This window comes from Ruegeria sp. HKCCA5839, assembly GCF_013035585.1.
Lineage (GTDB): Bacteria > Pseudomonadota > Alphaproteobacteria > Rhodobacterales > Rhodobacteraceae > Ruegeria.
Genome location: NZ_WQIE01000004.1, coordinates 274,718 through 290,299, shown reverse-complemented (window position 1 = coordinate 290,299; position 15,582 = coordinate 274,718). Strand labels below are relative to the sequence as shown.

Genomic DNA, 15,582 nt, shown 5'->3' with positions numbered 1-15,582 from the left:
ATGACCACACGCGACGAGAATATCAAAAAGCTTGAAGTGTTGCTGGCGCGGTTTCGTGAGGGCGGGATTCAGAACCGCATTGCGGGCGAAGATCGGCCCGGATCGGGCGGTGTGTTCGACACGATTTCGCCGGTGGACAAAAGCCTGATCTGTAAGGTAGCGCGAGGAGGGCCTGAGGATATTGACGCCGCGGCGCTGGCAGCAGCGGACGCGTTTGCAGGGTGGCGCGACATGCCCGCCAAAGAACGCCGCGCCATCCTGATCCGCGTGGCCGAGGCGATTGAGGCCCGCGCGGAAGAGATTGCCTTGTGCGAATGCTGGGACACCGGGCAGGCGTTCAAGTTCATGTCCAAGGCGGCGCTGCGCGGTGCCGAGAATTTCCGGTATTTCGCCGATCAAGTTGTGCAGGCCCGCGATGGGCAGCATCTGAAATCACCCACCTTGATGAACATCACCACCCGCGTCCCCATCGGACCGGTTGGGGTGATCACGCCTTGGAACACGCCCTTTATGCTGTCCACCTGGAAAATTGCACCTGCCTTGGCGGCGGGTTGCACTGTGGTTCACAAACCGGCCGAGGCCAGCCCATTGACCGCGCGCCTTCTGGTCGAAATCGCCGAAGAGGCCGGGTTGCCCGAGGGCGTGCTGAACACGGTGAACGGGTTCGGTGAAGGGGCAGGCAAAGCGCTGTGCGAACATCCCAAAATCCGCGCCATCGCCTTTGTAGGCGAAAGTCGCACAGGCAGCCTGATCACCAAACAGGGGGCGGATACGCTCAAGCGCAACCATCTGGAGCTGGGCGGCAAGAACCCGGTCATTGTGTTTGACGATGCTGATCTGGACCGGGCGCTGGATGCGGTGATCTTCATGATCTATTCGATCAATGGCGAGCGCTGCACGTCTTCATCCCGGCTGCTCGTACAAGACTCGATCCGGGCCGAGTTTGAGGCCAGGTTAATCGAGAGGGTCAACGCCATCCGCGTCGGCCATCCGCTGGACCCGAAGACGGAAATTGGGCCTTTGATCTCTGAAGAGCATTTCAACAAGGTCACCGCCTATTTCGACATTGCCAAACAGGATGGCGCAACCATTGCCGCCGGGGGCGAGACCGTTGGCGATGAAGGGTTTTTCGTGCGGCCCACCTTGTTCACCAACGCGACCAATGACATGCGCATTGCCCGGGAAGAGATCTTTGGCCCGGTGCTGACCGCGATCCCGTTTTCGACCGAGGACGAAGCGTTGCAACTGGCCAATGACACGCCTTACGGCCTGACCGGCTATGTCTGGACCAATGACCTGACCCGCGCGCTGCGCTTTACCGACCGGCTCGAGGCCGGGATGATCTGGGTGAACTCGGAGAATGTGCGCCATTTGCCAACCCCGTTTGGCGGCGTCAAATCCAGCGGCATCGGGCGCGATGGTGGGGATTGGTCGTTCGAGTTTTACATGGAACAGAAACATATCGGCTTTGCCACCGGTCAACATAAGATCACCCGGCTGGGGGTTTAGACCTCATGCCGATCGTCAGCTCAGGAGTTTGACATGCCCGTACCCGCTCCGAATCTATACCCGGATTTCAACACCATCCGTCTGAGCCATGTGTGCCTGAATGTCAGCGATCTGGCCGCATCGCGCGCTTTTTACGTCGATCTGTTTGGCTTGCAGGTGTCTGAAGAAAGCGACAGCCATATCTATCTGCGCGCGTTGGAAGAGCGTGGGCATCATAGCGTGATCCTGCAGAAATCCGATCAGCCCGGCACGGTCGAGGTGATGGGGTTCAAGGTCTTTGATGAACAGGATCTGGACAGAGCTGAGGCGTGGTTTCAGGCAAAAGGACGTCCAACAGAGTGGATCGAGCGCCCGCATCAGGGGCGGACGCTGCTGACCTCGGACCTGTTTGGCATTCCGCTGGAGTTTTACCACAAGATGGACCGCCTCACGCCGATCCATCAGGATTATGCCCGCTATCACGGGGTGCGCCCATTGCGGATCGATCATTTCAACTGTTTCAGCCCCAATGTCGATGACAGCGTGGCCTTTTACAGCGAAATGGGATTCCGGGTGACGGAGTATACCGAAGACGAGGAGAGTAAGCGGCTTTGGGCCGCGTGGCTGCATCGCAAAGGTGGGGTGCATGATATGGCCTTCACCAACGGGACGGGCCCTCGGATGCACCATGTGGCCTTTTGGGTGGCCAACCCGTTGCACATCATCGACTTGCTCGATGTGATGTCGACCACCGGCTATGTCAGCAATATCGAACGCGGTCCGGGGCGGCATGGCATTTCGAACGCGTTTTTCCTCTATATCCTTGACCCGGACGGGCATCGGATTGAAATCTACAGCTCGGATTACCATACGGTCGATCCCGATCATGAACCGTTGAAATGGGATCTGAAGGACCCGCAGCGTCAGACCTTGTGGGGCGCGCCTGCGCCGCGCAGTTGGTTCGAACATGGCACAAGATTTGTGGGCACGGATGTGCGAGAGCCTGATCTCTACGCTACACCGATCATCGCACCATAAGGGGGGTCTATGGACTGGGAGGATTTCAGCGACTGGGGCAAGAAGATCGCGGATTGGGCGGAGGAGTATCACAAATCTCTGCCCGACCGTCCCGTGCGGGCGCAGACCGCGCCGGGTGAGATTGCAGCGCAATTGCCGGGCCACCCGCCCGAGGTCGCCGAAGAAATGGAGCAGATCATGGGTGATTTCGAGCGGATCGTCATGCCCGGTATAACCCATTGGCAGCACCCCAGGTTCTTTGCCTATTTCCCGGCCAATGCAGCCCCACCATCAATGCTGGCCGAGATGCTGGTGACCACGATCGCAGCGCAATGCATGTTGTGGCAGACCTCTCCGGCGGCGACCGAGATGGAGCAGGTGATGATCGACTGGTTGCGGCAAGCGCTGGACCTGCCCGAGGGGTATACCGGTGTGATCCAGGACAGCGCGTCCTCGGCCACTTTGTCTGCGGTTCTGACCATGCGCGAGCGGGCAACCGGCTTTACCGGCAATCGCGACGGGCTGAACGGCAAGGGCGCGTTGCGCATCTATTGCTCGGATCAGGTGCATTCCTCGATTGATCGAGCCTGTTGGGTGGCCGGGATCGGACAGGAAAACCTGATCAAGATCCCAACACTCGGGCCGCGTCACGGGATGGATGTTGGTGCGTTGCAGGAGGCGATCAGTAAGGATCGCGACGCAGGTCATTTCCCTGCCGGGATCATCGCGGCCACCGGCGGCACCGGGGTTGGGGCCAGTGACCGTTTGGGTGACGTGCTGGCTGTTGCGCAGCGCGAAAACCTTTATACCCATCTGGATGCTGCCTGGGCGGGATCCGCGATGATCTGCCCCGAGTTTCGCCAGGATTTCTGGGATGGGGTCGAAGGCTATGACAGTATTGTCTTTAACCCGCATAAATGGCTGGGCGCGCAGTTTGATTGCTCGGTCCAGTTTCTGCGCGATCCGCAGCCGCAGCTGAACACGCTCAAGATCGAGCCGGAATATCTGAAGACAAGCGGGTCCGAGGTGACCAATTATTCGGAATGGACCATTCCGCTGGGTCGCCGGTTTCGGGCGCTGAAGATCTGGTTTCTGATCCGCGCCTATGGGCTGGAAGGCTTGCGCGCCCGTATTCGCAACCATGTTACCTGGGCCGGCGAGGCCTGTGAGGCGATCCGGGCCCTGGACGATTTCGAAATTGTCACCGAACCGATCCTGAGCCTGTTTTCCTTCCGCTGCCCCGGAGACGATGCGATGCAACAAGAACTGGTGGATGCGCTGAATGACGACGGGCGGATCTATCTGACCCAAGGCATGTTCGAGGGGCGCAAGGTGATCCGGTTCTCGGTCGGGCAGTTCGACACGACGCGCGAACAGGTGATGATGGCGCCCAAGGTGATCGCAGACGTCTGGAGGTCGTTGACATGAAATTCGCCACCTATTCCGTGGGCGATCAGACCCATTATGGGGCCGTCAACGATCAGGGGATGATCGCGCTGGATCCGGTGTTTCCGCATTGGCCGACGCTGCTGGATGCGGTCAGGGCAGGGGGGTTGCCTGCACTTACCAAGGCGGCTGAGGAGCGGCTGTTCTCGCATACTGACTTCACCTATGAGATGGTCCTGCCCAATGCCACGCGCATTCTATGTGTCGGGGTCAATTTCCCGGACCGGAATGCCGAATACAAGGACGGCACCGCGCAGCCGGGCAACATGTCCTTGTTCCCGCGTTTTGCCAGCGGGTTTACCGGCCATGACAGGCCGCTGATCCGTCCGCCGGAAAGCCATAAGCTGGATTATGAGGGCGAAGTGGCCATCGTGATCGGCGAGGGGGGGCGCAGGATTCCTCAGGCGCAGGCCTATGACCATATCGCGGCACTGACCTTGTGCAACGAAGGCACGATCCGCGACTGGGTGCGTCATGCCAAGTTCAACGTCACCCAGGGCAAGAACTGGGATCGTTCTGGCGCGATGGGGCCCTGGCTGGTGCCGTTCACCGATGCGGCGCAGTTGGATGAAGCGCGGATCCAGACCCGCGTGAATGGTGAACTGCGGCAGGACGACAGCCTGAACCGAATGATCTTTCCGATCCGGCGGCAAATCGAATATATCTCGACCTTCATGGCCTTGCAGCCCGGCGATATCATCGTCACCGGCACGCCCACCGGCGCGGGCGCGCGGTTTGATCCGCCCCGGTTTCTGACCCCCGGCGATCTGGTCGAGGTGTCGGTCGAGGGGATCGGCACGTTGCGCAATACGGTCGAGGATGAGGCACCATGACGCCCGAAGACCACGCCCGCGCGGCTGAAGATCTGTTGCAGGCCGAACGCAGCGGGCAGCAGATCGGATTGCTGAGCCTGCGCTATCCCGAGATGGGCATGGATGATGCCTATGCGATTCAGAACGCGCTTTATCGTGCCAAGCTGGCGCAGGGGCGCCGCGTGATCGGGTGGAAGATCGGGTTGACCTCGAAAGCGATGCAATATGCGTTGAATATCGACATTCCCGACAGCGGGATCGTGTTTGACGATATGCTATTTGACACCGGGGCGCAGGTGCCCAAAGGTCGGTTCATTCAGCCAAGGATCGAGGCCGAGATCGCCTTTGTCATGAAAGCCCCGCTGAGCGGTGTGGATGTGACCCGCGATCAGGTGCTGGCCGCAACCGATTATGTCGCGCCAGCACTAGAGATCCTCGACACACGTATCCTGCGCCGTGACCCGGAAAGCGGGCAGACGCGCTCGGCCTTTGACACGATCAGCGACAATGCGGCCAATGCCGGGATCGTGCTGGGCCCACAGCGCCACGCGGTGGATGCTCATGATCTGCGCTGGGTTGGGGCGATGACCTTCCGGGACGGTCAGATCGAAGAGACCGGCCTGGGGGCTGGGGTTTTGAACGATCCGGTTGAAAGTGTCGTTTGGCTGGCGCAACGTATGGCTCAATACGGGCAGAGCATCGCACCGGGGCAGGTTATCCTGTCGGGCAGCTTTATCCGCCCTGTCGAATGCCCGCCGGGCACAGAGATCCACGCCGATTTCGGCCCGTTTGGCCAAGTCGGTATCACGTTTGAATGAGGTACAAATGCCCACCCCACATAATCCGTTCAAAGCCGCGCTGAAGCGGGGCGAGTTGCAGGTCGGCTGCTGGTTGGGCCTGGCCGATCCCTATATCGCGGAAATCAGCGCCACGGCGGGGTTTGACTGGGTTGTGGTCGATAACGAACATTCGCCCAATGACCTGCGGTCAACCGTGGCGCAGTTGCAGGTACTGGCGGCCCATGCCTGTCATCCGGTTGTGCGTCCGCCGATCGGAGAGGCCTGGATCATCAAGCAGATGCTGGATATCGGGGTGCAGACCCTGCTGATCCCGATGGTCGAAAGCGCCGAGCAGGCGCGCGAGTTGGTGCGGGCGGTGACCTATCCGCCCGAAGGCATTCGCGGGGTCGGGGCCTCGCTTGGACGTGCCTCGCAATTTGGCGGCATACCCGATTATCTTTCGACCGCGCGGGACGAGATTTGCCTGCTGGTGCAGGTCGAAAACCGCAAGGGGCTGGAGGCTCTGGACGAGATTTTGCAGGTGGACGGCGTGGATGGCGTTTTTGTGGGCCCGGCGGATCTGGCTGCGGATATGGGCTTTCCGGGTCGACCGGACGCACCTGAGGTCAATGCCGCCATTCTGGAGGTGATGCGCAAAGCCGTGGCCGCCGGTAAGGCTGCGGGCATTTTGACGCTGGACCCTGGGATGCAGGCGTCTTGCATTGCCGCAGGCGCCACGGTCATGGCCACCAATATCGATGTCACTGTTTTTGCCGGATCGATGCGCGCGGCGGGCAAGGCGGCGCAAGGGCTGAAAGGCGGCAGCTGAGGCGCAAGAGCTTGGGGGCGATATGGCAGATCTGTTAAAAAAACCGTTTGGAAAACGCGGCAAGGTTCATGATATCACGTCCGGCTCGGCCGGGTGGCGTTATGTCGGGTTCGGATTGTACCACCTGAGGGCCCGGGATGTTGCCGCCGAAGTGACGGGCGAATCCGAAGTGATCCTGGTCATGGTTGAAGGCAAGGCGCGGCTGACCGGGGCCGGGCAGGACTGGGGTGTGCTGGGCGATCGTATGGATGTGTTCGAAAAGACCGCGCCCCATTGTCTCTATCTGCCCAACGATTGTGATTGGCGCGCCGAGGCGGTGACCGATTGCGTTATCGCCGTCTGTACCGCTCCGGGCAAGGGCGGGCATGGGCCGCGCCGGATCGGCCCCGAGGCCATCACCCTGACCGAACGCGGTAAGGGCAACAACACGCGCTATATCAACAATATCGCGATGGAGGATGCCGACTTTTGTGACAGCCTGCTGGTGACCGAGGTGTTCACTCCTGCGGGCCATTGGTCGTCCTATCCCAGCCATCGCCATGATGAGGATGATTTCCCCCGGATCACCTATCTTGAGGAAACCTATTACCATCGTTTGAACCCGGCAGATGGGTTTGGCATTCAGCGCGTCTATACCGATGATCGGCAGCTGGATGAGACCATGGCGGTTTCGGACGGAGATGTTGTGCTGGTTCCGCGCGGGCATCACCCCTGCGGCGCGCCTTACGGGTTTGAGATGTATTACCTGAATGTCATGGCCGGGCCCCTGCGCAAATGGCGCTTTGTTCCGGCCCCCGAGGTCGAGTGGATCATGGAGCGCGACGCCTGACAGCGCACGGTTTGGGTGGTGACCTTCATAGGTCATGCGCATGTTTGCTAGGTATTGAATTCGGGTAAGGGGCGGGCGCTATAAATTCTCAGTTGCGTACATCAACCATTTTTTCGAGTGAAGGGATGCTTTTGGGTAACCAGACCGACTTGCTGACTGACCCGAACACACGTGTCGTGGTTCCCTTGCTTTCACCCAAAGTTGCACCCCAACTGGCCATTCGATTGAAACCGGATTTTCTGGTCGACAGGCAAGAGATGGGGGTGGTGACACGGTTCCTTGCGGCTGTTCCGACAGCTATTTTGAAAGAGAAGATTGGTAATTTGCGGGTCAGTCCGACCAGATTACAGTCGCCTTCGACATACAGATGAAGGGTTTCTGAGCATTTACCATAATCATCATTACGCGCGACTTCATTCGTACCCGCAAAACAAACATGTCGCGGCCGCTTTCTCGCGCACATGTGCTTGTCAGTTGACCGTCCCTGTCGCAAATGCGGGGCGCATGACACGCCCCGCTGCTGTTTTTAACGCCCCCTTGCCTTGCCAGGGATATCCATTCGTTTGGCCGCGCGCGGTTGGGGCTTTATTCGCAGGTCGCGCGGTGGTTTAGTTTTGGCTTTGAATCTTTTGGCGGATTTTGGGGGCTCCTCCCCAGCAGGAAGGGTCCGCCCGAAGGTGGTTTTTGGTGGTTTGAAGGGCATGTTGCACCTCATGACAAAAAGAAGCTGAAATCGTGCAGATTCACGACCGAAAACACCCACGAGGGGTTAGCGTCGTATGTCCATTGTCAGAGTCCTCCGCAGGAGCGTTACATTGCGCATTCTGACATTCCGGGTCAGTGCGCGGCTGTATCAGAGAGTTTGCTGGTCCATTGTTAGAATCTCCTCTGCGAATGGCAGAAATGTTTCAAAACACGCAGCATATGTCAAACCTGCTAAATCAGCGGGTTCTACGGTTGTCGTGAGATCGGGCACCAATCCAATCTAACGTCTTGAAATGAAGCGCCTTTTCTGGGTCCGTGATGGGTTTTTCAAAAGGTATGAGGATGAGCTCGGACCTGTGATTGATATCCAGACAAGAATATATCGGCCCATACAGTACAAACCCATCAAGCGTCGGAAGCTTTGGAACATGGTCGTCGCATTGCCACATCTAACGGCTGAGATCTGGGCGCTGATTTGTTTTGCGGCCCCGCATCGCCCCTCTCGAATGATTAGCGTCGAATAAATCGTCAAGCTCGAAGAAGTCCACCGCAGAACCTTGAGGTTGCAGCGATCGCGGATCATGATTTGAAGACGTTCGGTTGCGACATTAACGAGACACGCGGGAAATTCGTCTTCTGGCAAACACTTTCAGAGGTCTTGCACAAGTTGCCGGCAAAGCCGAAGGTGCGACCATGGCAGCCGAACTTGAGTTTTCCATCGCAGCGCTGAGCGGTCCAGCGAGACGGCATATCCGGGTGTTTCAAGTTCACCAATTTCTCGATCGTTTCGCGATGGGCTTGACGGTAGCGGTTGTTGCACTGGCCTTGACCGATCGCGGCATGGATATCTTCCAGATTTCGCTGCTTTTTGGGGTCTATTCACTCACGACCATGGCGATGGAACTGCCATTTGGCGGATTGGCGGACAATATCGGACGCAAGCCGGTTTTTCTGGCAGCGGTCGTCGCAAGCGTGATCTCGCTCGCACTCTTTCTTTCGACAAGCGATTTCTATGTTCTCGCGTTGTCATTTGCCTTCATCGGGTTTGGGCGGGCACTAAGGTCGGGTACGCTCGACGCGTGGTTTGTTGAAACCTTCAAAGCCGCTGCGCCAAATGTTGATGTTCAGCCCGCCCTCGCAAAAGCACATTGGGCCAATGCGATGGGTCTGGCGATTGGCGCAGTGTTAGGGGGCGTGTTGCCCGATCTTTTGGGTCCAGTGGCGGTTGGGCTGGGCGTCAGTATCTACGATGCGTCTTACGCAGCAAGTTTGGCGGTGATGCTTGGGGTGTTCGTCTATACTCTGTATTTCATCGAGGAAAAACCGCGCCCGTTGAATCCCAAAGCCCTGAAACAAGGGTTCACCACTGTTCCATTGGTGATCAAAGACGCAGGTCTTCTTGCCCTGAAGCATCCGGCATTGTCGCTACTTCTGGCTGCACTGGCGTTCTTCCTGATGGCGACCAACCCCGTCGAGGTGATCTGGCCGACCCATGCAAAGCCCATGCTGCAGGAAGGCTATGCCAACACAATCATCGGTGTCCTGACTGCAACCTACTTCTTTTCAATCGCCTTTGGCGCGTGGTTGTCGCCGCACATCAGTCGGATTTTCAAACGACAACACGCAATGACACTTGCTGCAGCTTTTGCTTGCATGGCGGTTTTTCAGATCGCATTGGCTCTGCAGGCAAATATCGTCGGGTTTGCTTTGGTCTCGATTGTATATTCTGTTGCTCTTGGTGTTTCTGAAACGCCTGCCAGTAGTGTTTTGCATAAATGTGTGGAAGATCACCAAAGATCCACGATGTTGTCCTTACGGTCGCTGATACAACAGCTTGGTGCAGCTTTGGGCCTGATTTTGGCGGGAGCGATTGCCGAGCTCTACTCTACTCCTACGGCTTGGATCGTCGGTGCGGTGTTTCTTGTTCTTTCCGTGGTCCTGATTGCAATCCTGGCCAAACGGCTTGGCGCAGGGATCGATTAACGGCCATTCAGGAATCTTGCAGTTTTCGTCCTTGAGGTTTTTCCCAACGTTTGCGGTGTTTTGCGCCAAAGGTTTGTTTGGCCAATCTAGAAAAAGGCCCACGGCTTTTCTAGAAGTGAAGCGGAAGCGAATAAGAGCCACTCGTTAGCTTTCAGACCCCGCAACCAAGGCGTTCGTTTTCATGGTCCCCTAAAACGGCCAAGGCAAAAGATATGCAATGTCGCCACAAATAAATATTGCAACCGGTTGCAAAATAGACAACACTGATGCTCGGCGAAGGATGGCCCAGATTCTAAGAATGATCTTGGATCGGGCAGTGCCGGGTGTTCGATACTGGTAGAGTCGAATGTCCGGTGTGGTCTTGGCCAGACGTGACAAAGACGTGCGCTTGCACGAAAACCGGGAGAGAACCATGAAAAAGATCTTTTTGGCCGCTGGCCTGTCCGCGCTTATGATGGGCGGCTCTGCGATGGCGCAGAATATCGGCGCATCCATCGCGCGTTTTGACGACAACGGCCTGACCATCATGCGCAACGGCATGACCGCGCATATCGAAACACTGGATGGTGTGAACCTTCAGATGGAAGATGCGCAGGACGACGTTGCCCGCCAGTTGGACCAGATCAACAACTTCATCGCATCCGGCGTTGACGCAATCATCGTGAATGCTGTGGATACCAATGCAACCGAAGCGATGTCGAATGCGGCCGCTGCTGCGGGTGTCCCTCTGGTTTATGTCAACCGCCAGCCGGTCAACATGGACACGTTGCCTGATGGCCAGGCCTTTGTGGCCTCGAACGAGATCGAATCCGGTACACTGGAAGCGTTCCAGATCTGCCGCAACTTGCGCGCTGAAGGCAAATCGGGCGGTGCGCGCGGTTATCTGATGAACGGTCAGCTTTCGAACCAGGCTGCGGTGCAGCGCTCGAAAGACGTGCATGACGTGATTGGCATGGATATGTGCAACTTTATGGAGCTGATCGACGAGCAGACCGCAAACTGGTCGCGTGATGAAGCACAAGACCTCATGACCAACTGGATGTCTTCGGGCGAGCCGTTTGACTTTGTCATCGCCAACAATGACGAGATGGCGATTGGCGCGATTCAGGCGATGAAGGCCGGTGGCATCGACATGGCAGACGTGCAGGTTGGCGGTGTCGACGCGACTCCGGATGCTCTGGTGGCGATGGCAGCTGGTGACCTTGACGTCACTGTGTTCCAGGATCTGGCCGGTCAGGGCGCGGGTTCGATCGATACGGCGCTGAAACTGGCAGCTGGGGAAGATGTCGACAAGACCGTGTTCATCCCCTTCATTCTGGTGACACCCGAAAACGCCGCTGAATTCCAGTAAAGACAGTACGCAAGAACTGAGGGCAGCGCTGCGGTGCTGCCCCCTCTCCCGATCCGGGCGAGACACGAGTAGTATAGAGGGAGGGACTGACCGATGGCCGATACGTCGCACGGAATTGGCGGGTTAACCTACGACAAAAAGAAACGATCACTGCCGGGAGAGCTAAACATCTTCCTCGCGATGATCATAATTGTGGTTATCTTCGAGATTCTGGGTCAGGTCCTGCCCTATATGAACGGACAAAGCTTCCTGTTTGACACGCAGGATCGCTTTGACACCATTTTCAATGAGGCGCGGTTGCGCATCATCATCCTACAGGTTTCGATCATCGGGATCATCGCGCTTGGGGTGACGCAGGTGATCATCTCGGGCGGGATCGATCTGTCCTCGGGGCCCTTGGTGGGCGCGACAGCAATGATCGTGATGTCCTTTGCCCAGACCGAGCTGGTCAACGGCAATCCCAACCCCAAAGCGGTTTTTGGACCATGGGCCTTTGACTTGCCGGTGATCATACCGGTGCTGGTCGGGCTGACTTTCGGGGCCATAATAGGTTCGATCAACGGGGCGCTGATTGCCTATACCCGCATTCCACCTTTCATCGCCACTCTGGGCATGTTCTTGATCTGCCGTGGCATCGCCCAGGCCTGGACACGCGGTCAGCCGGTTTCGTTCCCGACCGAAAGCTTTGCTGCCTTGGGCAAGGGTATGATGCCGGTCTTCTGGTTCGTTGGGCTTGCCATCCTGATGCATATCGTCATGCGATATACTCTGCACGGCAAACATACTTATGCGATTGGGTCGAACGAGGATGCTGCGCGGATGTCAGGGATCAATGTCAAACGGCACAAGGTGCGCGTTTACATGATCGCCTCGATGCTGGCGGCTTTTGCGGCCATCGTGCTGAGCTCGAAGAACCTGACGGCACAATCGGGCATGGGTATTTTCTATGAACTCTACGCCATTGCCATGGCCGTTATCGGCGGCGTCAGTCTGACCGGCGGGAGAGGATCGATCCCAGGAACAGTGTTGGGTGCGATGGTCTTTGGCGTGATCCAGTCCGGGTTTACCTATGTGAAACTTGATGCCTTCTATCAGCTCATGGCCATGGGTGGGATCATTATCGCCGCTGTGGTGCTGGATAAGATGCGACAAGAACGTGCGGCAGCGCGCAGTTAAGGAGGCTGACATGAGTGAAATCATTCTTGAAACCAAGGGCCTCACAAAACACTACGGTGGTGTGCATGCCTTGAACGATGCCAATTTTGTCCTGCACAAGGGCGAACACGTGGCAATTATGGGTGATAACGGGGCCGGAAAATCGACCTTCGTGCGTCAGATCACCGGCGTGGAACAACGCACCAGCGGCACGGTGATCTTTGATGGTCAAGAGGTTCATTTCTCGGGCCCTCTTGATGCCCGCGAAGCCGGGATCGAAACCGTGTTCCAGACCCTGGCCCTCGCCGATGCGCTGGACGTGCCTGACAACCTGTTTCTGGGGCGCGAAAAGACCAAATTCGATTGGTTGGGTCCGTTCCGGTTCCTGGATTACAAGGCTATGCGGAACGATACGCTGGCCGCTTTGGAAAAGACCGGCGTTAAGATCCCCAATATTCGCAACACGATCCAGAACATGTCAGGGGGTCAGCGCCAATGTGTTGCCATCGCGCGCACGGCCTCGTTCCATTCGAAGCTGACGATCATGGATGAGCCTACTGCGGCCCTGGGCGTGCAGGAAACAGCTCAGGTCGAAAACATCATCCGCACGCTGAAGGAACAGGGCGAGCCTTTGATCCTGATCAGCCACAACATGCGTCAGGTGATGGATTTGGTCGACCGGATCATCGTTTTCCGACGCGGGCGCATCGTTGCAAACCTCAAAAAAGAAGAGACCGACGGTCAGGACATCGTGGCCTATATTACAGGTGCCAAAACAGGAGCCGAGTACGAAGGTGCCGCCTAAGAAGCAAGCAAGGTTACTCGATTTCGACATACCTTTCTTTCTGCCCGTATGGCGGCGCGTTCTGGTCGTGGTTGTGCCTGTTCTTTGGGCGATATTCGAGTTTTCAACCGGCGCGCTTGCTTGGGGCTTGATCTTCCTGGGGCTCGGTGGCATCGCCGGTTGGAAGCTGCATATCGCGGATTGGGATGCGGTCCGGGCGGCAGCTGAAGCCGAAGATAAGGAATAGGCAAAGGAGCGTTCTTGGTGCCGGTGACATTGAAAGAGGTTGCAGAACGTGCGGGCGTGTCCCGATCTGCTGTCTCGCGCACCTATACCGAAGGCGCCTCTGTCAGCCCAAAGACCCGCGCAAAGGTGGAAAAGGCCGCTGCTGCTTTGGGTTACAGCCCCAACGCTTTGGCCTCATCTCTGACAACCGGGCGCACAAAGCTGATCGGGTTGGTGTCAAACAACTTTCACAACCCCATTTTCCTGCGGGTGTTCGACCAATTCACCAAAGGTCTGCAGCAGCGCGGATTGCGCCCCTTGCTGGTAAACCTGACGGATGAGACCGAGCCCACAGCGTCCTTGCGCATGCTGCAGGCCTATTCCGTGGATGGGGTCATCGTGGCCTCATCGACCTTGCCTGCAACCTTTGCCGAGGCGTTCAAGGATGTTGGCATCCCGGTGGTGCATTCCTTTGGTCGCCACTCGCCCAGCCCCAAGGTCAACATATTGGGGATCGACAATATCGAGGCCGGTCGCCTGGCTGCGGGAACCTTGATTGCCCGGGGATATACCCGCGTGGCGTTTCTGGGTGGCCCCGAAAGCGCGACCTCGACGCAAGACCGTCTGAAGGGATTTGCCGAGGTTCTGGACGCGCATCCATCGATGCAGTGGTCGGTCAGCTTTGCCAGCAATTACTCGTTCGATGCAGGCCGCGCTGAAATGCTGAACCTGCTGAAGGGTAAACCTGCCGAAGCCTATTTCTGCGGCGATGATGTTCTGTCCATCGGGGCTCTGTCCGCCATTCAAACCGCTGGTCTGAGCGTGCCCGACGACATCGGTATTATCGGTCTGAACGACATGGAAATGGCCGGGTGGCAGAATATCAACCTCACCACCATCGGCAACCCGATCGGGCAGATCATCAACTCGTCCATCGAGCTGATCGAGGCCTGTTTGAAAGACGAAAACCGCCTGCCTGAGGCGCGGCTTTTTGCATGTACGATTGTGGAAAGGGGCACATTGCGCCCCCTGCCCTAACGTTGTTCAGCGAAACATTGGCGGACGCGCATCCAGCCACGCGCCGTCAGCCTTGGCCGAAGCGACGGCCTGATGCACTGCCGCAATCGAGCGCAGCCCATCCGTGGCAGACGGGAACGCGCCATGGGCTTCGCCCCGGATCGCTGCGGCCAGATCCACATAGATATTGGCCACGGCCATCGGAAACCCTTCGGGGTGGGCGATGGCAACACGGCTGAGGCGTGCGGCCTCGTCGGACAGACCGCCCTCACCTTTCTCGATGATCTGGGTGCGACCGCCCAAGGGCGTATAGAGGATCTGGTTGGGCTGTTCGGCAAACCACTTCATGCCACCGGTTTCGCCAAAGACCTGAATCTCGAACCCATGCTGACGGCCAACCGCCACCGATGAGGTCCAGAGCCGCCCGACCGTGCCATTTTCCATGCGGAAATTGACCATCGCGTCGTCTTCCAGCTCTCGGCTGCCAATGGTCGAGGCAAAATCCGCGGACAAAGAGCGCACCTCGTCACCTGCGATAAAGCTGGCCATATGCATTGCGTGGATGCCGCAATCGGCAAACTGGCCCGAGACCCCGGCCATCGCCGGATCATAGCGCCAGCGCACGCGCGGATTATCGGCATCCGCTGCGTCGCCGTGGTGTCCGTGGCTGAAATTGGCCACGATCAGGCGCACTTTGCCGATCTCGCCCTCAGCCACCATGTTGCGCATCTCGCGCACCATCGGATAGGCCGAATAGCAATAGTTGACCGCGCAGATCTGCCCAGTCTTTTCGGCGATCTTCACGACCTCTTCCGCCTCTTCCACGGTCATGGTCATCGGCTTTTCGCAAAGCACGTTAAACCCCGCCTCAAGGAAGGCTTTTGTGATCTCGAAATGGGTCGAGTTTGGCGTGGCCACGGTGACCAGATCGACCCGATCTTCGCGGGATTTCTCGCCTTCCAGCATCTCTTGCCAGTTGCCATAGGCGCGATCTGCCGCGACGCCCAGCCGCTGGGCATAGTCCTTGCCGCGTTCCGCGTCATGATCTAGCGCGCCAGCCGCCAGAACAAAGTTGCCATCCGCCTGCGCACCCATCCGGTGCGCCGGTCCGATCTGGCTGCCTTCACCGCCGCCGATCATGCCCCATTGCAGTCTTTTCATA

At 57.8% G+C, this 15,582-nt stretch carries 15 protein-coding genes; 14 read left to right on the top strand and 1 reads right to left on the bottom strand.

The window, feature by feature from the left end; translation table 11 throughout:
• From hpaE to GOV38_RS13615, 14 genes are all read left to right on the top strand, one after another.
• On the top strand, window positions 1-1,509 hold the full coding sequence (hpaE, locus tag GOV38_RS13680) for a 5-carboxymethyl-2-hydroxymuconate semialdehyde dehydrogenase (protein ID WP_171208311.1): 1,509 nt from the start codon (window positions 1-3) through the stop codon (window positions 1,507-1,509).
• 33 nt (window positions 1,510-1,542) lie between these two features.
• On the top strand, window positions 1,543-2,526 hold the full coding sequence (gene hpaD / locus GOV38_RS13675; RefSeq protein WP_171208310.1) for a 3,4-dihydroxyphenylacetate 2,3-dioxygenase: 984 nt from the start codon (window positions 1,543-1,545) through the stop codon (window positions 2,524-2,526).
• 9 nt (window positions 2,527-2,535) lie between these two features.
• Complete coding sequence (locus tag GOV38_RS13670) at window positions 2,536-3,933, top strand: pyridoxal-dependent decarboxylase (RefSeq protein ID WP_171208309.1); 1,398 nt, start codon at window positions 2,536-2,538, stop codon at window positions 3,931-3,933.
• The gene (locus GOV38_RS13665; RefSeq protein ID WP_171208308.1) at window positions 3,930-4,784 is read left to right on the top strand and encodes a fumarylacetoacetate hydrolase family protein; all 855 of its coding nucleotides are present in this window, start codon (window positions 3,930-3,932) and stop codon (window positions 4,782-4,784) included. The genes GOV38_RS13670 and GOV38_RS13665 overlap by 4 nt, the downstream gene beginning before the upstream one ends.
• Complete coding sequence (hpaH, locus tag GOV38_RS13660) at window positions 4,781-5,581, top strand: 2-oxo-hept-4-ene-1,7-dioate hydratase (protein WP_171208307.1); 801 nt, start codon at window positions 4,781-4,783, stop codon at window positions 5,579-5,581. Before GOV38_RS13665 ends, hpaH begins: the two co-directional genes overlap by 4 nt.
• A gap of 7 nt (window positions 5,582-5,588) precedes the next feature.
• Window positions 5,589-6,371, top strand: coding sequence for an aldolase/citrate lyase family protein (locus GOV38_RS13655; RefSeq protein ID WP_171208306.1), 783 nt, complete (start codon window positions 5,589-5,591; stop codon window positions 6,369-6,371).
• Between the two features lie 22 nt (window positions 6,372-6,393).
• Window positions 6,394-7,200, top strand: a complete 807-nt coding sequence (gene iolB / locus GOV38_RS13650) for a 5-deoxy-glucuronate isomerase (RefSeq protein ID WP_171208305.1) — start codon at window positions 6,394-6,396, stop codon at window positions 7,198-7,200.
• 125 nt (window positions 7,201-7,325) lie between these two features.
• A complete protein-coding gene (locus GOV38_RS13645) occupies window positions 7,326-7,571 on the top strand; it encodes a CcdB family protein (RefSeq protein ID WP_171208383.1) in 246 nt (81 codons plus the stop codon).
• Between the two features lie 1,027 nt (window positions 7,572-8,598).
• Window positions 8,599-9,888, top strand: a complete 1,290-nt coding sequence (locus GOV38_RS13640; protein WP_171213016.1) for an MFS transporter — start codon at window positions 8,599-8,601, stop codon at window positions 9,886-9,888.
• A 412-nt stretch (window positions 9,889-10,300) separates the two neighbouring features.
• A complete protein-coding gene (locus GOV38_RS13635) occupies window positions 10,301-11,239 on the top strand; it encodes a sugar ABC transporter substrate-binding protein (RefSeq protein WP_171133205.1) in 939 nt (312 codons plus the stop codon).
• A gap of 93 nt (window positions 11,240-11,332) precedes the next feature.
• Window positions 11,333-12,415, top strand: coding sequence for an ABC transporter permease (locus tag GOV38_RS13630; protein ID WP_171102199.1), 1,083 nt, complete (start codon window positions 11,333-11,335; stop codon window positions 12,413-12,415).
• Window positions 12,416-12,425: 10 nt separating this feature from the next.
• Window positions 12,426-13,199 (top strand): ATP-binding cassette domain-containing protein, encoded by a 774-nt coding sequence (locus tag GOV38_RS13625; RefSeq protein WP_171102198.1) that lies wholly within the window; start codon window positions 12,426-12,428, stop codon window positions 13,197-13,199.
• Window positions 13,189-13,425: a hypothetical protein gene (locus GOV38_RS13620; protein ID WP_171208303.1), complete on the top strand. Its 237-nt coding sequence runs from the start codon at window positions 13,189-13,191 to the stop codon at window positions 13,423-13,425. The genes GOV38_RS13625 and GOV38_RS13620 overlap by 11 nt, the downstream gene beginning before the upstream one ends.
• Before the next feature lie 17 nt (window positions 13,426-13,442).
• Window positions 13,443-14,441 (top strand): LacI family DNA-binding transcriptional regulator, encoded by a 999-nt coding sequence (locus GOV38_RS13615; RefSeq protein ID WP_171208302.1) that lies wholly within the window; start codon window positions 13,443-13,445, stop codon window positions 14,439-14,441.
• Between the two features lie 6 nt (window positions 14,442-14,447).
• Here GOV38_RS13615 and GOV38_RS13610 read toward each other — a convergent pair whose 3' ends face one another.
• Window positions 14,448-15,581, bottom strand: a complete 1,134-nt coding sequence (locus GOV38_RS13610) for a Gfo/Idh/MocA family protein (RefSeq protein WP_171208301.1) — start codon at window positions 15,579-15,581, stop codon at window positions 14,448-14,450.
• Window position 15,582: the final 1 nt, after the last annotated feature.